This is a genomic window from Mesorhizobium sp. M0500 (genome assembly GCF_040321165.1).
Taxonomy (GTDB): domain Bacteria; phylum Pseudomonadota; class Alphaproteobacteria; order Rhizobiales; family Rhizobiaceae; genus Mesorhizobium.
The window spans coordinates 404,404-420,293 of sequence record NZ_JAMYRB010000003.1; the positions used below are offsets into that span (position 1 = coordinate 404,404).

15 protein-coding genes are annotated in these 15,890 nt (G+C 64.8%); 10 read left to right on the forward strand and 5 right to left on the reverse strand.

Annotated features, from left to right (window positions below; genetic code table 11):
- Positions 1-3 precede the first annotated feature (3 nt).
- The gene (locus NKI70_RS09130; RefSeq protein WP_352724496.1) at positions 4-1,995 is read left to right on the forward strand and encodes a glycoside hydrolase family 127 protein; all 1,992 of its coding nucleotides are present in this window, start codon (positions 4-6) and stop codon (positions 1,993-1,995) included.
- Here the strand turns inward: NKI70_RS09130 and NKI70_RS09135 are convergent.
- Together NKI70_RS09135 and NKI70_RS09140 are read right to left on the reverse strand one after the other, a co-directional pair.
- Positions 1,982-2,722 (reverse strand): gamma-glutamylcyclotransferase, encoded by a 741-nt coding sequence (locus NKI70_RS09135; protein ID WP_352578307.1) that lies wholly within the window; start codon positions 2,720-2,722, stop codon positions 1,982-1,984. The two genes, NKI70_RS09130 and NKI70_RS09135, sit on opposite strands and share 14 nt — an antisense overlap.
- A gap of 210 nt (positions 2,723-2,932) precedes the next feature.
- Positions 2,933-4,315 carry an FAD-binding oxidoreductase gene (locus NKI70_RS09140; protein ID WP_352569790.1) on the reverse strand — a complete coding sequence of 461 codons (1,383 nt, stop codon included), beginning with the start codon at positions 4,313-4,315 and terminating at the stop codon, positions 2,933-2,935.
- A gap of 224 nt (positions 4,316-4,539) precedes the next feature.
- Between NKI70_RS09140 and NKI70_RS09145 the strand changes: the two genes are divergently transcribed.
- Positions 4,540-5,547 carry an AraC family transcriptional regulator gene (locus tag NKI70_RS09145; RefSeq protein ID WP_023674373.1) on the forward strand — a complete coding sequence of 336 codons (1,008 nt, stop codon included), beginning with the start codon at positions 4,540-4,542 and terminating at the stop codon, positions 5,545-5,547.
- A 131-nt stretch (positions 5,548-5,678) separates the two neighbouring features.
- On the opposite strand, the gene efp is transcribed toward NKI70_RS09145, so the two are convergent.
- Positions 5,679-6,245, reverse strand: coding sequence for an elongation factor P (gene efp / locus NKI70_RS09150; RefSeq protein WP_352569791.1), 567 nt, complete (start codon positions 6,243-6,245; stop codon positions 5,679-5,681).
- 114 nt (positions 6,246-6,359) lie between these two features.
- Between efp and epmA the strand changes: the two genes are divergently transcribed.
- The 7 genes from epmA to lpxK all read left to right on the forward strand — a co-directional run bounded on the left by epmA (position 6,360) and on the right by lpxK (position 13,158).
- Positions 6,360-7,406, forward strand: coding sequence for an EF-P lysine aminoacylase EpmA (gene epmA, locus NKI70_RS09155; RefSeq protein WP_023674375.1), 1,047 nt, complete (start codon positions 6,360-6,362; stop codon positions 7,404-7,406).
- Between the two features lie 167 nt (positions 7,407-7,573).
- Positions 7,574-8,917, forward strand: coding sequence for a TldD/PmbA family protein (locus NKI70_RS09160; protein ID WP_352457105.1), 1,344 nt, complete (start codon positions 7,574-7,576; stop codon positions 8,915-8,917).
- Positions 8,904-9,710 (forward strand): 3'(2'),5'-bisphosphate nucleotidase CysQ, encoded by an 807-nt coding sequence (locus NKI70_RS09165; protein ID WP_352569792.1) that lies wholly within the window; start codon positions 8,904-8,906, stop codon positions 9,708-9,710. Before NKI70_RS09160 ends, NKI70_RS09165 begins: the two co-directional genes overlap by 14 nt.
- Before the next feature lie 74 nt (positions 9,711-9,784).
- Positions 9,785-10,030: a DUF4170 domain-containing protein gene (locus NKI70_RS09170; RefSeq protein ID WP_023674378.1), complete on the forward strand. Its 246-nt coding sequence runs from the start codon at positions 9,785-9,787 to the stop codon at positions 10,028-10,030.
- Between the two features lie 5 nt (positions 10,031-10,035).
- Complete coding sequence (locus NKI70_RS09175; protein WP_023717166.1) at positions 10,036-10,815, forward strand: lysophospholipid acyltransferase family protein; 780 nt, start codon at positions 10,036-10,038, stop codon at positions 10,813-10,815.
- Positions 10,812-12,128 (forward strand): lipid IV(A) 3-deoxy-D-manno-octulosonic acid transferase, encoded by a 1,317-nt coding sequence (waaA, locus tag NKI70_RS09180; RefSeq protein ID WP_352474386.1) that lies wholly within the window; start codon positions 10,812-10,814, stop codon positions 12,126-12,128. The genes NKI70_RS09175 and waaA overlap by 4 nt, the downstream gene beginning before the upstream one ends.
- A 1-nt stretch (position 12,129) precedes the next feature.
- On the forward strand, positions 12,130-13,158 hold the full coding sequence (gene lpxK / locus NKI70_RS09185) for a tetraacyldisaccharide 4'-kinase (RefSeq protein ID WP_352724498.1): 1,029 nt from the start codon (positions 12,130-12,132) through the stop codon (positions 13,156-13,158).
- Positions 13,159-13,406: 248 nt separating this feature from the next.
- Here the strand turns inward: lpxK and NKI70_RS09190 are convergent, their stop codons facing one another.
- Together NKI70_RS09190 and NKI70_RS09195 are read right to left on the reverse strand one after the other, a co-directional pair.
- Positions 13,407-13,640 carry a DUF2093 domain-containing protein gene (locus tag NKI70_RS09190; RefSeq protein WP_352724499.1) on the reverse strand — a complete coding sequence of 78 codons (234 nt, stop codon included), beginning with the start codon at positions 13,638-13,640 and terminating at the stop codon, positions 13,407-13,409.
- 223 nt (positions 13,641-13,863) lie between these two features.
- A complete protein-coding gene (locus NKI70_RS09195) occupies positions 13,864-14,790 on the reverse strand; it encodes a LysR substrate-binding domain-containing protein (protein WP_352699095.1) in 927 nt (308 codons plus the stop codon).
- Between the two features lie 90 nt (positions 14,791-14,880).
- Here NKI70_RS09195 and NKI70_RS09200 point away from each other — a divergent pair, with 90 nt between their 5' ends.
- Positions 14,881-15,774, forward strand: coding sequence for a DMT family transporter (locus NKI70_RS09200; RefSeq protein ID WP_352474383.1), 894 nt, complete (start codon positions 14,881-14,883; stop codon positions 15,772-15,774).
- Positions 15,775-15,890: the final 116 nt, after the last annotated feature.

Genomic DNA, 15,890 nt, shown 5'->3' on the forward strand with positions numbered 1-15,890 from the left:
TTGATGACCGCATCGCAATCCGCCAAGCCGGCTGCCGAGCCCGGCAAGCCGAAACTCGCCTTCCGCCCGCTGCCGGTGCCGCAGGTCGACGTGCGCGGCTTCTGGGGCGACCGCGTCGATGCCGTCGCCTCAAAGACCGCCGGCATCCTCTACGACCGCTGCGTCGAGGCGCGCATGCTCGAGCAGATCGACCCGGACCGGCCGTCGCCCGGCGTCGTCATTCCGTTCCACTCACCCTCGCCGGACGAGGCGGCCACCGCCGGCAACGAGTTCACCGGATCGACGGTGACGACGCAGATGTTCTGGGACTCCGATTGGGGCAAGACCATCGAGACCGCCGCCTATTCGCTCTACCGCCGCCGCAACGACGAGCTGGAGAAGAAGATCGACGCCGTCATCGACATGTACGGCAAGCTGCAGCAGCCCGACGGCTATCTGTCGAGCTGGTACCAGCGCATCCAGCCGGGCCTGCGCTGGACCAATCTGCGCGATTGCCACGAGCTCTATTGCGCCGGCCACCTGATCGAAGGCGCGGTCGCCTATTACCAGGCCACCGGCAAGCGCAAGCTGCTCGACATCATGTGCCGCTACGTCGATCATATCGCCGAGACGTTCGGTCCCGAGCCCGGCAAGAAGAAGGGCTATTGCGGCCATGAGGAGATCGAGCTGGCGCTGGTCAAGCTGGCGCGGGTGACGGGCGAGCGCAAATACATGGAGCTTGCCAAATATTTCATCGATCAGCGCGGGCTTGAGCCGCATTATTTCGACGCGGAGGCGCGAGCACGCGGCGCCGACCCCAAGGCCTATCATTTCAAGACTTACGAATACAACCAGTCGCACAAGCCGGTGCGCGAGCAGGACAAGGTCGTCGGCCATGCGGTGCGGGCGATGTATCTCTATTCGGGCATGGCCGACATCGCCACCGAATATGGCGACGACACGCTGCGGGTGGCGCTCGACCGGCTGTGGGACGACCTCATGACCAAGAACCTCTACGTCACCGGCGGCCTCGGGCCGTCGTCGCACAATGAGGGTTTCACCGCCGATTACGACCTGCCCAACGACACCGCCTATGCCGAAACCTGTGCTTCGGTCGGCCTCGTGTTCTGGGCAAGCCGCATGCTCGGCATGGGTCCCAATGCGCGCTACGCCGACATCATGGAGCGGGCGCTCTACAACGGCTCGATCTCCGGCCTGTCGCTCGACGGCTCGCTGTTCTTCTACGAAAATCCGCTCGAAAGCCGCGGCGCCCACCACCGCTGGAAATGGCATCGCTGTCCGTGCTGCCCGCCCAATGTCGGGCGCATGGTCGCCTCGATCGGCAGCTATTTCTACGGCCTGTCGGACGACGCACTCGCCGTCCATCTCTATGGAAACGGCACGGCTCGTTTCGATATCGCCGGGACGCAGATAGAGCTCTCCCAGACCAGTAACTATCCATGGGACGGCGCGGTCTCGATCTCTGTCGAACCGGAAGCTCCGACCGAGTTCACTTTGCACCTGCGCTTGCCGGCCTGGTGCCGCAAGGCATCGCTCAAGGTCAATGGCGCCGATGTCGATCTGGCTGTCATCAGCAGCGACGGTTATGCCGCGATCCGCCGCGAATGGCGCAAGGACGACCGCGTCGAGCTCGACCTCGAAATGGCCGTCGACCGCCTCTACGCCAACCCGCAGGTGCGGCAGGATATCGGCCGCGTCGCACTGTCTCGCGGCCCGCTGATCTATTGCGTCGAGGAGACCGACAATTCCAGCCAGCTGCACCGCATCGCTCTGCCGCGAACGGCCGACATCGAGGCGCATCAGCAGCCGAACCTTCTGGGCGGCATCGTGACACTTTCGGCGATTGCCAAAAAGGAGGCTTTCGAAAACTGGGAAGAGGGGCTCTACCGCACCGAACGGCCGGCGGTCGAGGACGCGAAAATCACCGCCGTGCCGTATTTCGCCTGGGACAACCGCGACCCCGGCGAGATGCTGGTCTGGCTCAGGGACGAATGAAGCCCGACCGCAGCGCCCGACCGATCTCCTCGGCCACAAGTTCCTGCAACTGCCAGAGATTGCGGTCGCGGATGCCGCAGGCGTCGAGATGGCGAATGGTCTCGAACAGATATTCGGCGCCCGAACCCCAATGGCCGACGGCCGTGGCCAGGGTCGCCGCTATCGCTCGCTTTTCGAGCTTGCCGGCATAGCGCGGATTGGCGGGATCGACAACGAAACCAAGCGCTTGGCCCGTGCCGTCGCCCGTCCTGACCTGCAGCCAGCGCGGCACGTTGACGGCCGGCAGGATGGTCATCTCACGTCGCAGCAGCGTTTCGAGATTGGCCCCCACTGGCTCGGCGACCTCGAACACCATGCCCTGACATTGGCCGCCGCGGTCGAGCGCCATCATCAGGCCGGGCTGCTCGACGGTGCCCCTGAAGCGTTGCACCGTAAAACAGAACGAACGGTGCCAGCCCGTCGCCACGGCCCGTTCGCCACCCCTGACCTCGCCGGCCGGCTTCCACAGCAGCGAGCCATAGGCGAACAGCTTCACCGGCCCGCCCGGCGCGCCGGCCAGCACCTCGTCGCGAATGCGCGCGTAATCGGCATCGGTCATGTAGACCATGCCCGGCGTCGGCCCGGCATCCTCGACCGCACGCAAGGTGCGGGCGACCAGCGCCTCGGTCAGCGCCATCGGTGTCTTGCGCGGCGAACGCCGTGATGCGGCGGAAATGACCTTGCTCATCCTCATGCTCTCAGCCTTGCCGCCATGTTGCCGAAGGCTGAAGGATTCTCAAGGGCCGAGTACACCAGCGCGGATCAGCATCCGAACTGTCATGTACAACAGCTTGACTGGATTCGACGAAATACCCAGCGGGCTTAAGCGCGTCGACTGAACCCATTTCAGCGCGACGCGCTTCAGTGCGGAGGCTGATCTGGCCGGCCGCCACCGCCGTCAAGCAGCCGGTCGAATGTTCTGGTTCACCCGGAAGAGGTTGTTTGGGTCGTATTTCTTCTTCAGCGTAGCCAGGCGCTCATAGTTGTCGCCATAAGCCGCCTTGAGCCTTGCATCGCCCTCGTCATCCATCATGAAGTTCAGGTAGGCGCCGCCCAGATCGAACGGATGCACGGCCTCCCAGTAGGCCTTGGTCCAGCGCGTCACCGGCCCCGCTTTCTGTGGGTCCGGATCGATCCCGGCGATGACCATCGACCAGGTCGCATCACGGTAATTCCAGGGTGTCTCGTCTTTGCCGACGCGATGGACCGCACCATCGATCGGGTAGAGGTGCATGAGCGATAGCTCGCTCGGCGTCTTCGCCGCCTGCGCGAGATGGGCGTCGATCGCCTCGTCGGACAGCGTCTTGACGAAATCGCCCCGCCAGTACCACTGCATTCCCTTCGGGTAGAGCCCATCGAACATGCTCTGCACCGCGGGATAGGGCATCGTTCCCATCCAGTTGAACCAGGGCGCGGGCAGCGCATCGAGCAGCGGGGCCAGCGCCTCTCTGCCCTTTTCCTCCGGGCCGTTGTAGCAGCACATCAGCAGACACATCCGCTTTCCCCAAAACTCTTCCGGGAAGGGTGCGCTCGAGAGGACGGTCTTGAGCCCGAGAAAGATCCCGAGTTCTTCGGGCGCGTTCGGCAGGAACTCGCGATAATGCTGCATGATGGTGCGGGCGTGGCGCTGATCCCATGCGATCGGCCCCGCAAAGACCATGCTGACCTGGTGGAGCTTGAACACAAAGCTGGTGACGATGCCGAAATTGCCGCCGCCGCCGCGAAGCGCCCAGAACAGGTTGGGGTTCCGCTCCTTGCTGGCGGTGACGAAGCTTCCATCGGCAAGCACGACATCGGCCTCGATCAGATTATCGATGGTCAGGCCATATTTGCGCGTCAGATAGCCATGGCCGCCGCTCAGCGTCAGTCCGGCGACCCCGGTGGTCGAGATGATGCCCGCCGGTACGGCCAGGCCAAAGGCATGGGTGGCATGGTCGAGGTCGCCCTGAGTACAGCCCGGGCCTACCCGCGCCGTGCGGGCATCCGGATCGACGCGCACGCCGTTCATCGCCGACAGGTCGATCACCAGACCGTCGTCGCAGCTCCCCAATCCTGGTCCGTTATGGCCGCCGCCACGTACCGCAACCAGCAAATTGTTGTCGCGGCCGAAATTCACCGCTGTGATTACGTCGGCGACGTCGACACAGCGGGCGATGATCAGCGGCCGCTTGTCGATCATGCCGTTGTAGAGCTTGCGGGCCTCGTCATAGCGGGCGTCGCCGGCGTGGATGACTTCGCCTCGCAGGCTTGCTGCGAATTTGGTGATGTCTTCATCGTTCATGACATTCCTCCCTATTATTGGACCTGTCGGCCGGTCGATGAAACGCTAGTCTCGTCCGCTGTTCCCGCAAATGTCACATCGTCCATTTCTGTTGCCCGATCGTTCAGAGTAGGATTAGACCAGATGGATGGTTGCCCGGGCGGCCATATTGCCGGATAGTTCGATGCCTGACCGAAAAACTCGTTGTCAAAGGGAGTAGCCGATCGTTTCCGGAGGTGCAGTGCATGGATGTCCTTTCCGATGTGCTCCGAGCCGTTCGCCTCACCGGTGCGATCTATTTCGACGTCGACGCCAGCTCTCCCTGGGTTGGCGAGTCGCCGGGCACGGCCGACATTGCCGCCGCCGTCATGCCGGAGGCAGAGCACATCATTTCTTTTCATGCCGTGATGTCGGGCTCGTGCTGGGCCGCGCTGGGAGACGATTCGGTGCCGCCGGTGCTCGTGAACGCCGGTGATGTCGTTGTCTTCCCCGGTGGTGTTCCGAACGTGTTGAGCTCCTCGCCGGGGGCGCGGGGCGAACCCAATATGGCGATGTATTATCGGCCGATAGACGAGAGCCTGCCGTTCGCGGTGATCCATGGTGGCGGCGGAGACGAGCGGACCCGATTCATTTGCGGGTATCTTGGCTGCGATGCGCGTCCCTTCAATCCTCTCCTGGCCGCATTGCCGGCCATCCTGTGTGCCCGCAAGCCCGCCGATGGAAGCAGTTGGGTTATCGACCTTTTTCGGCTGGCGCTGGCCGAAGGCGGCAGTGGGCGGGCGGGCTGTGAAACGATACTCGCCAAGCTGAGCGAGCTGATGTTTGTCGAGATCATCCGCCGCCATCTCGAGACCCTCCCCGACGATTCGCGCGGCTGGCTGTCAGGCCTACGGGATCCACACGTCGGCGAGGCGCTCCGGCTCATCCACGCTCGCCCAAGGGAGGAATGGACATTGGACCGGCTCGCCCGCGAAGTAGGGCTCTCGCGCACGGCGTTTGCGAGCCGCTTTACCCACTATGTCGAGGTCTCCCCCATGCATTATCTTGCTCGCTGGCGTCTGCAACTGGCAGGACGCTTGCTCGAACGGCCCGAAATGAGCATCGCGCAAGCGGGTGCCGAGGTCGGCTACGAGTCGGAAGCCGCCTTCAATCGCGCCTTCAAAAAGTTCGTCGGCATTCCACCTGGCACCTGGCGAAAGGGACGGTCGGCGTTGCTCGAGGCTCAGAGATTGCCCGCTGGCGTCGTACAATAGGAAAGAACTGGCAGGGCGTTGACGCTTCGGTCTGCGTGCAGCGTCCCAATGCTCGAAAGCCCCTGGCACAAAGCGGTAGACGATGACCGGCCGCCGCGACGCTTTCGGCGAGGCGTGTCAGACTTCGCGCCTCAATCCTTCGCGCGCTCGACATAGGCGCCATCGGCCGTCATCACCACCACGCGGGTGCCGGCGCTGATGTGTGGCGGCACCAGGGTACGCACGCCGTTGGACAGCGTTGCCGGCTTGTAGGACGAGGACGCCGTCTGGCCCTTGGTCACCGGCTCGGTCTCGACCACCTCGAAAGTGGCGCGCTGCGGCAGTACCAGCGAGATGGCGATGTTGTTGTATTGCGAGATCTGCACCGGCATGCCTTCCACCAGATAGGGCGCCATGTCGCCGATCACGCTTTCCGGCACCGCGACCTGGTCGTAGCTCTCCGGATTCATGAAGTGAAAGCCTTCGCCGTCACGGTAGAGGAACGTGTGCTCGCGCTCCTCGACATAGGCGCGCTCGACCTGCTCGGTGGTGCGGTAACGCTCGGAAACCTTTACCCCGTCGGAGATACGCCGCATGTCGAGCTGGGTGACCGGCGTACCCTTGCCAGGATGAATGTTTTCGGCAAAGAGGATCACATAAAGCTTGCCGTCCTTTTCGACGACGTTGCCTTTGCGTAAGGAGCTGGCGATGACCTTCACGGGTTTCCATCCTGATAAAATTTGTTGGCGCAAATCGGCTGGAGAGGCCGTTGCGTGCGGCCTAGCGCATCTTGGCCGCAATCGCCAGCCCTCTGTGCAATTCCCCTGAAGCCGATGACCGCCGCCTCGCCGTGGTGGACGCCGCATGTCCACGCCGACCGCCGGCCGCGGCTGATCCTGCGCAATGCCATTGCCGCCGGGATGCGCGATTGGTTCGGCCGCCGCGACTTCGTCGAGGTGGAGACATCGGCCCTGCAGGTCTCGCCCGGCAATGAAGCGCACCTGTCGGCCTTTGCCACCGAGGCGATCGGGCCGGACGGGCAGCGCCAGCCGCTCTACCTCCACACGTCGCCGGAATTCGCCTGCAAGAAGCTGCTTGCCGCCGGCGAGGAGCGCATCTTCAGCCTCGGGGCTGTCTGGCGCAACCGCGAGCGCGGCCCCTTGCACCATCCTGAGTTCACCATGCTCGAATGGTACCGCGTCGGCGAGACCTATGAGAGCCTGATGCGCGATTGCGCCGAGCTCGTAGCGCTGGCGGCCGAACGGGCCGGAGCGAAGCGTTTTAGCTTCCGCGGCCGTGAAGCCGATCCGTTCGCCGAGCCGGAACGGTTGAGCGTCGCCGAAGCTTTCATGCGCCATGCCGGCATCGATCTGCTGGCGACGGTTGCAGCCGATGGCAGCACCGACCGCGCGGGGTTGCATGCCGCCCTGGTCCAGGCCGGATTGCGGACCGCGCCCGACGACAATTGGGCCGACCTGTTCAGCCGGGTGATGGTCGAAAAAATCGAGCCGGCGCTTGGGCAGGGGCGCAACACCATTCTTTTCGGATATCCGATCTCGGAGGCGGCATTGGCCCGGCCGAGCGCCGACGATCCGCGCACCGCCGAGCGCTTCGAGCTCTATTGCTGCGGCGTCGAACTCGCCAACGCCTTTGGCGAGTTGACCGATCCGGCCGAGCAGCGCCTGCGCTTTGCCGCCGAAATGGATGAGAAGCAGCGCGTCTATGGCGAACGCTACCCGATCGACGAGGACTTCCTCGCCGCGCTCGCCATCATGCCGCAGGCGAGCGGCGCCGCGCTCGGCTTCGACCGGCTGGTGATGCTTGCCACCGGCGCGCTCAGGATCGACGACGTGATCTGGACGCCGGTGGCCGCTTCCTGAGGGATTGTCGATCTCGCTCGCCGTTCATCCGCCTGCGGCCTGCGGTCCTGTTTCGGCGCTTGATGCACCCGGTTTGCCCGCTTCGCCATTGCAGAAGGCGCATCGGGACAATAGATGGTGCAGCAGCGGCTGCCCTTCAGCCGGCCGGAAATAACAGGATCATGCGCATGACCGATACGCTCGACGCAGCGAAACTGACCGATCGCGTCGCGGCCCTGGTCGAGGCTGCCAAACGGGCCGGCGCCGATGCCGCCGATGCCGTTGCGGTACGCGGCCGCTCGACCGGCGTGTCGGTGCGGCTTGGCAAGGTCGAAGGCACAGAGGCGTCCGAGAGCGAGGACGTCTCGCTGCGCGTCTTCGTCGGCAAGCGGGTAGCGAGCGTTTCGGCAACGGCGGCATCCGACCCCAATATGCTGGCCGAGCGCGCCGTCGCCATGGCCAAGGTGTCCCCCGAAGATCCCTATCAGGGCCTCGCCGACCCGGCCTTGCTGGTCAAGAAACCGCGCGACCTCGATCTGTTCGACGCCACCGAGGTGTCGGCGGACCAGTTGAAGGAAGCAGCGCTTGCCGCCGAAGCGGCGGCGCTTGCCGTCAAGGGCGTCACCAATTCGGCCGGCAGTGGCGCCAGTGCCGGGCTCGGCGGCCTGGTGCTCGCCACCTCTCACGGCTTCGTCGGCCATTACGTCGCCTCGCGTTTTTCACGCTCGACCAGCGTGATCGCCGGCGAGGGCACCGGCATGGAGCGCGACTACGAATTCTCCTCGCGCCAGCATTTTTCCGATCTCGACGCGCCGGAAGACATCGGCCGCAAGGCCGGTGAGCGCGCCGTACGCCGCATTGGCGCGCGCAAGGCGGCGACCGGGCCTGTCGACGTGGTGTTCGATCCGCGTGTGGCGCGCGGCATTGCCGGCCACCTTGCCGGTGCCATCAATGGCGCCGCGGTCGCGCGCAAGACCAGCTTTCTCCGCGACATGATGGGCAAGAAGGTGGCTTCGGCCGCAATCACCGTCACCGACGAGCCGCTCCGGCGCCGTGGACAGGCCTCGCGCCCGTTCGACGGCGAAGGCGTCGAGGGCGAAAAACTGTTCATGGTCGACAAGGGCGTGCTCAACCACTGGTTCCTGTCGACTTCGGCGGCTCGGGAACTCGGCCTCGTCACCAATGGGCGCGGCTCGCGCAGCGGCTCGTCGGTCTCGCCGTCGTCGACCAATCTCGCCATCGAGCCCGGGGAAAATACGCCGGAAGAGCTGATCAAGTCGCTCAAGACCGGCTTCTACGTCACCGAAGTATTCGGCCAGGGCGTCGACATGGTGACGGGCGAATATAGCCGCGGCGCTTCCGGCTTCTGGATCGAAAATGGCGAGCTGGCCTATCCCGTCGCCGAGGTGACCATCGCCTCCAATCTGAAGACGATGTTCCTCAACATGGTTCCGGCGAGCGATCTCGACCGCAATTTCGGCACTGCCGCGCCCACGCTTTTGATCGAAGGAATGACCCTTGCCGGAGCTTGACCCGGCCGTCTCGGCCGGCGCTACTGAAGACCTGCAGCTGTTGCGCGATGCCGCCCGCGAGGCGGGACTCATCGCCATGCAGTACTTCAACAACAATCCGCAGGTGTGGATGAAGGGCGGCACCTCGCCGGTCAGCGAAGCCGATCACGCCGCCGACAAATATCTGCGCGAGACCTTGCTGGCGGCCCGGCCGGATTATGGCTGGCTGTCGGAGGAAACCGTCGACGACCCGGTAAGGCTCGTCGCGCGCCGCACCTTTGTCGTCGATCCGATCGACGGCACGCGCGGCTTCCTCGAAGGGCTGCCCACATGGTGCGTCAGCGTCGCTGTGGTCGAGAACGGCCGAACGCTTGCCGGCGTGCTCGACTGCCCGGCGAAGGGCGAAATCTATTGGGCGCTGCCGGGCGAGGGCGCGTTCCTGAATGGCAGGCGCATCAGCGTGCGTCCGCCGTCGGAAACGGCCGAAATCGCCGGACCGAAGGCGATGATCGACCTGATGCCGGCGAAATGGCACAAACGGCTGAAGCGCGTGCTCTATATTCCTTCGCTCGCCTACCGGCTGGCGATGATCGCCGGCGGCCAGCTCGATGCCACCTTCGTCAAGGCCAACGCGCATGACTGGGACATCGCCGCGGCCGATCTCATCCTGCGCGAGGCAGGCGGCGCCTTGCTCGATCGGCATGGCCGCGCGCCGCTCTATGCCGGCGAAGTGATCCGTCACGGACCGCTCGCCGCCGGCAGCGGCGAACTCCTCGCCGTGCTCGCCGGCGTCATCGCCGGGCTGGACAATTGACCACTATCAATAGTTCCAAAGTCGGCGGCTTTGGTCTAGACCTGTCCCAAACTCACGATATGTGAAGGATCGACATGGCCGCTGAAGACGGAAAGAAACAGCTTTTGCACCTGGTGTTCGGCGGCGAACTCAAGAAGCTGGGCGGCACCGAATTCCGCGATCTCGACGCGCTCGATATTGTCGGCATCTATCCGGACTATCAATCGGCGCACGCCGTCTGGAAGGCCAAGGCGCAAGCTAGCGTCGACAATGCCCATATGCGCTATTTCGTCGTTCACCTGCACCGCCTGCTCGACCCCGAAAACAAGGCTGTCGGTTGACATCGATGAACCATGAAGCGGTCAAGCGATCAGCCCCGCGGTCGGCGGTCAGACGTCGCAAGCCGAAGACGTTCTGGCGCAAGATCCGCGAACCGCTGGCGCAGTCGCGATTCGTCAAGAATGCGCTTGCCGCGCTGTTTGCGTATTTCGTCCGCCTTGTCCGCTTGACCAACCGCATGGTCGACGGATCGGCCAAGTTTTCCGGCGGCGCCTATGCGCAGCTCGAGCCTGGCATCATCGCGCTCTGGCACGGCCAGCACCTGCTGACCCCGGCCTACTATCCCAAGGGACGGCCGCTGGTTGCCATGGTATCGCGCAGCGCCGATGCCGAGCTCAACGCGCTGATGGTCGAGAAATTCGGCATCGAGGCGGTGCGCGGCTCTGGCGGGCGCGAAAGCGCAAGGCATCTCGACAAGGGCGGGGCCAAGGCGCTCATCGCCCTCAAAAAGTCGCTCGCCACCGGCAAGAATGTCGCCATGATTGCTGATATTCCCCACGGCACGCCGCGCGATGCGGGGCTCGGCGTCGTCCTTCTGGCGCGGCTGTCCGGCCGGCCGATCCTGCCTGCCGCGATAGCCACCAGCCGCCGCAAGGTGATCGAGGGCAGCTGGGACAAGACGACGATCAACTTGCCCTTCGGCCGCTCCTCGATTGTCGTCGGCACGCCTGTCTTCGTGCCGGCCAACGCCGACGCCGCCGAAATGGAACGCAAGCGCCAGGAGGTCACGGCCTCGCTTAATGCCGCGACCGCCGAGGCCTATCGCCTTGTGGACGGTTCGAAATGAGTGTGCGCTGGGCGCGCGCCTTCCTGACCGCATACCGTTTCGCGGGGGCGGCCGCCTACCCGTTGGCCGGGCCTTATGTCGCCTGGCGCACTTCCAGAGGCAAGGAGGATCGCATTCGCCGGCGCGAACGCTACGGCGTCGCCGGACGCGAGCGCCCCGAAGGCCCGGTGATCTGGATCCATGCAGCCAGCGTCGGCGAGACCATCGCCGTCGTGCCGCTGGTCGAGAGCATTCTCGATTACGGCGTCAACATCGTGCTGACGACGGGCACGGTCACCTCGGCGCAGGTCGCCGAAGAACGGCTGGGCGACCGCATCATCCACCAATATGTGCCGCTCGACCTCAAGCCGGCGGTCAGCCGCTTCCTCGACCATTGGCAGCCGGACCTGGCGATCATCGCCGAATCGGAGATCTGGCCGATGACCATCCTGGAACTCGGCGCCCGCCGCGTGCCGCAGGTTCTGGTCAACGGCAGGCTGTCCGACCGCTCTTTCAAGTCCTGGAAGAAGCGCGCCAACATTGCCGAAGCATTGTTCGAAAATCTCGCCCATGTCGTCGCCCAGTCGGATCTCGATGGCGAGCGCTTCCTTTCGCTCGGCGCCCGGCCGGTCACTGTATCCGGCAATCTCAAGGTCGACACCGCGCCGCCGCCGGCCGACGAGCGGGCACTGGCGGCGCTGAAACGCCAGATCGGCGGCCGCCCGACCTGGGCGGCGATCTCGACCCATGACGGCGAAGAGGCGGTCGCCGCCGAAGTTCACGCCATGCTGCACAAGCGCCACCACGGGCTTTTAACGATCATCGTGCCGCGCCATCCCGATCGCGCCGGGCAGCTGGCCGCCCAGATTTCCGGCATGGGCCTGAAGCTGGCGCAGCGCAGCAAGGGCGACAGGATCACCGCCGACACCGATATTCTGCTCGGCGACACGATCGGCGAGATGGGGCTTTATCTGAGGCTGACGGAAATTGCCTTTGTCGGCCGTTCGCTGACTTCCGAGGGCGGCCAGAACCCGCTGGAACCAGCCATGCTGGAGACCGCGGTGCTTGCCGGCCGCAACGTCCAGAATTTTCGCGAGGCCTATCAGCGCCTGCTCGATAGCGGCGGCGCCAAGCTGGTGCGCGACCGCGATATGCTGGCCGGCGCCGTTAATTTCCTTTTGACCAACGAGGCGGCCCGCCATGAGATGATGGCGGCGGGTGCGGCGACGGTCGACGAGATGCGCGGTGCGCTGGCGCATACGCTCAGGTCGCTCGAGCCCTATATCCAGCCGCTGGTCGTCAAGTCGCGCCTGAAGGGCGCGAACGGGCGCTGACGTGACCTCGGAAGCGCCACCCTTCTGGTGGGAAGAGCCGGACTGGCGGGTCACGGCGCTGTCGCCGCTCTCCGCCGTCTATGCGCTTGTCGCCGGTCGCCGCATGCGGCACGCGCCGCGTGAAAAGGTCCAGGCGCCGGTGCTCTGCGTCGGCAACTTCACCGTCGGCGGCACCGGCAAGACGCCGGTGGCGATCGCGCTGGCCGAGCAGGCCAGGCGCATGCAGCTTAATCCGGGTTTCCTGTCGCGCGGCCATGGCGGCTCCTTCGCGCAGCCGCATATCGTCGATCCGCACCACGATGCCGCCAAGCATGTCGGCGACGAGCCGCTGCTTCTGGCCGAACACGCCCCGGTCGCGGTGACGCCGAACCGGGCCGCCGGCGCCAGGCTTCTGCTGGAGAAGCTCGGCTGCGATTTCCTGATCATGGATGACGGTTTTCAGAGCGCGCGTATCCACATCGACTATGCGCTGGTCGTTGTCGATGCGCGCCATGGCATCGGCAATGGCCGCGTCATCCCCGGCGGGCCGCTGCGGGCAAAGATCGTCGACCAACTGGTCTTCACCAGCGCCTTGCTGAAGATGGGCGAGGGCACCGCGGCCGATACGGTCGTGCGCCAGGCAGCGCGTGCCGGCAGGCCGATCTTCGAGGCGCACACTGCCCCGAGCAGCAAGGTGACGCTGGCCGGCAGGCGGTTCCTGGCGTTCGCCGGCATTGGCCATCCCGACAGGTTTTTCGACACCGTAGCCGAGGCCGGCGGCGAGCTTGCGCTGACCCGACCGTTTCCTGACCATCATTTCTACAGTGCGGACGAGCTTGCCGAATTGGCGGCGACAGCACGTAAAGCCGGGCTTGGTCTCATTACCACCGCCAAGGACGCTGCCCGCCTGCGTCACGGCGCGGCACCGCCGGAATTCCTCGACGGGCTCGATGTGCTGGAGATCGACACCGTCTTCGAGCTCGACCATGTGCCGCAACGCATCATCGACGAGACGCTGGATGCCTGGCGGCAGCGCCGGCTTAAAGGCTGACCAGAAGCGTGAGCACCGAGGCAATGCGGGACTGGAATTTGCGGCTTTCCGCCGGTCGAACGTATTTTGTTCTTGCTTTGTGCCGGCAGCTATGCTAGTAATTTGGGTATAGTGATGATTCGCCGGTGGCCCGCCCTCGAACTTGAGGCGGGTTTTTTATTTCATGGCCTCTAAGGTTTCGGTGTTGCCGGCCTGACACCGCGGCAGAGGGCGCAGGATCGCAACGGGGCGGCTTTCATTGCGCTGGACTAGCGTCGGCGGCGCAGTTCCGGATGCGCTTCGATCTCGCGGCGCAGCGAGGCGGCGGCATTCACATAGGGTTCCTGCTTGGCGACACTCCAGTATTTGAGCTCGTCGAGCGGGATGCTCTCGCCGGTCACCGCGCAGCGCACGAAGGCGCCGGGGCTGGTCACCTGGAAGTCGCCGTCGAGATAGCGGATGCGGGCTTCCTTGCCGCCGGGTCCTTCGAAACGGTTCATCATGGGGTGGTGCCGAAATTCATGACGATGTCATCGCCACAAATTGCGGCGAGGTCAAGCTCGGTTGGCCTCGCGTGGTTCTGTTTCTGGTGACACTTGCTCGAACAAGCCGGCAAAGCGGATGCCAATGCATGTCGCGCAAAAGTGTGCAGCGGTTTTGCGCGACATGCATAAACACAAGAACCTGAAGCGCGTCGCATGAGGCCGGTCGAACGCGACGCGCTTCTCATTCCTCGGCGGTGATAAACTGCTCGATCTTCTTCGCTGGCAGCCCGGCCTGGACGGCGATGCGCCGGGCGAGTTCGGCGGCGGCGGCGCGCGGGCGCCCCAGCGGCCGGTCGAGCCAGTAGGATATCGGGCTCAGCGCACTGCGTTCGTCGACGGCGACGATGCGGCCCGATTTCAATTGGTCCACCGTCAACGGCGGACGTGCCAGCGCAATACCGAGCCCGTGCGCGGCGGCGTCGAGCACCAGATTGTAGTCCTCGAAACGGCGGTCGTGCGGCCGCGGCCGATAGTCCATCTCCTGCGCCGCAAACCAGGCGCGCCAGGCCGAAGCGTCGGAATCGTTGATCAGCGGAAATTCGAGCAGCCGGGCAGGATCTCCGCGGCCGATCTCCCTGGCCAATTCCGGCGAGGCGACCGGGAACACATATTCTTCGAAAAGCTGCACCGAGATCCGGCCCGGAATGCGACCGCGCCCGCAGCGGATCGACAGGTCGATGCCCTCGTCGGCAAGATCGCCTTGGCGGATGTCGACGTCGAGCACTATACGCAGCTTCGACGGGTGGTTCTCCAGCGCCGCCATACGCGGCATCAGCCACAGCCCGCTGACCGAAGGGATCGAGGTCAGCCGCACCACCGCCGTGCCGCGCGGCTCGACCCAGCGATCCGAATTGCTGGCGATCAGGGCAAAGGCTTCGGTGGTGCGCAGATGCAGCCGGTTGCCCTCGATGGTCAGCGAGACGCCGCGCGCGCCGCGATCGAAGACTTTCAGCCCGAGCCAACCCTCGAGCTTGGCGATCTGCCGGCTGACGGCGCCGTGAGTGATGTTGAGCTTCTCGGCCGCCGCCGAAAAGCTGCCGGTCCGAGCCGCGGCGTCGAAGGCGCGCAGCGTTTCGAGCGGCAGCATCGGGTCTAAGCTGTGATCCATAGTCACAGGTGATGCTCGATTTGTTCGTTTGTCAACCGACCCGCAATAGCGTTTCTCTACTTCATGGCATTGGATCGCGAGGACACCCAGATGAGCGCTTACACCGGCACGTTGAATACGACACAGCGCATGGATGCCACGGCTGCCATCGCGGTGGCGCTGACGGTGGTCGGCTGGGCCTCCGCCTTTCCGGCGATCCGCGCCGGCCTTGCCGCTTTCGGGCCGCTGGAACTTGGCGCGCTGCGCTTTGCCATCGCCGCGGTTCCGGCGGCGATCTTCCTCGCGGTCAAGCGGCCGGCGCTGCCCAGGCTCGATGAACTCTGGCGCTTTGTCTTCGGTGGTGCCGTCTTCGTCGCGCTCTACACGGTGATGCTCAATTTCGGCGAGCTGACCGTTTCGGCCGGTGCGGCCGGCTTCATCATCAATGTCAGCCCGATCTTCACCGCCATCATGGCCATGGCGCTGCTCGGCGAACGCTTCTCGGGCCTCGCCTGGGCCGGCACATTCCTGTCCTTCGCCGGTATCGGGATCATCGCCATGGGCGAGGGGCAAGGGCTGCATTTCAACAATGGTGCGCTGCTTGTCCTCGGCTCGGCGCTGTGCTCGGCCGTCAACACCATCGTCCAGAAGCCGCTGTTTGCCCACCATCACCCGCTGACGATCTCGGCCTCGAACATGGTGCTTGGCGCGCTCTGCCTGTCGCCGTTCCTGCCGAGCGGTCTGGCGCAGGCGGCGGTCGCCGACACCGCCGGGCTCGGCGCCGTCATCTTTCTCGGCATCGTACCCAGCCTGATCGCCTACGCTGCCTGGGCAACAGCGCTTTCCCGCCTGCCCGCGGCGCGTGCCTCGAACTTCCTCTATCTGGTGTCGCCGATGGCGACGCTGATCGGCTTCTTCTGGCTGGGCGAGGTGCCGACGCTGCTTGGCATCTTCGGCGGCGCGCTGGCGCTGGGCGGCGTCATCGTGGTGAATTTGAAGAGGTGAGCAAAGGGTTTGGGGCTGTGCCTGACTCGAAAAGAGCCGCTGTACAGCGGCTCTTTTCGTACCCCCCACCCCGCTGCTTCGCAGCGACTCTCCCCACAAGGGGGAGGGTAAGCTCC

Bases quoted from the DNA above. Each gene is read 5' to 3' on its own strand.
- NKI70_RS09130 (WP_352724496.1), top strand. From the start codon at position 4: ATGACCGCATCGCAATCCGCCAAGCCGGCTGCCGAGCCCGGCAAGCCG.
- NKI70_RS09135 (WP_352578307.1), bottom strand. From the start codon at position 2,722: ATGAGCAAGGTCATTTCCGCCGCATCACGGCGTTCGCCGCGCAAGACA.
- NKI70_RS09140 (WP_352569790.1), bottom strand. From the start codon at position 4,315: ATGAACGATGAAGACATCACCAAATTCGCAGCAAGCCTGCGAGGCGAA.
- NKI70_RS09145 (WP_023674373.1), top strand. From the start codon at position 4,540: ATGGATGTCCTTTCCGATGTGCTCCGAGCCGTTCGCCTCACCGGTGCG.
- epmA (WP_023674375.1), top strand. From the start codon at position 6,360: ATGACCGCCGCCTCGCCGTGGTGGACGCCGCATGTCCACGCCGACCGC.
- NKI70_RS09160 (WP_352457105.1), top strand. From the start codon at position 7,574: ATGACCGATACGCTCGACGCAGCGAAACTGACCGATCGCGTCGCGGCC.
- NKI70_RS09170 (WP_023674378.1), top strand. From the start codon at position 9,785: ATGGCCGCTGAAGACGGAAAGAAACAGCTTTTGCACCTGGTGTTCGGC.
- NKI70_RS09175 (WP_023717166.1), top strand. From the start codon at position 10,036: ATGAACCATGAAGCGGTCAAGCGATCAGCCCCGCGGTCGGCGGTCAGA.
- waaA (WP_352474386.1), top strand. From the start codon at position 10,812: ATGAGTGTGCGCTGGGCGCGCGCCTTCCTGACCGCATACCGTTTCGCG.
- NKI70_RS09190 (WP_352724499.1), bottom strand. From the start codon at position 13,640: ATGATGAACCGTTTCGAAGGACCCGGCGGCAAGGAAGCCCGCATCCGC.
- NKI70_RS09195 (WP_352699095.1), bottom strand. From the start codon at position 14,790: ATGGATCACAGCTTAGACCCGATGCTGCCGCTCGAAACGCTGCGCGCC.
- NKI70_RS09200 (WP_352474383.1), top strand. From the start codon at position 14,881: ATGAGCGCTTACACCGGCACGTTGAATACGACACAGCGCATGGATGCC.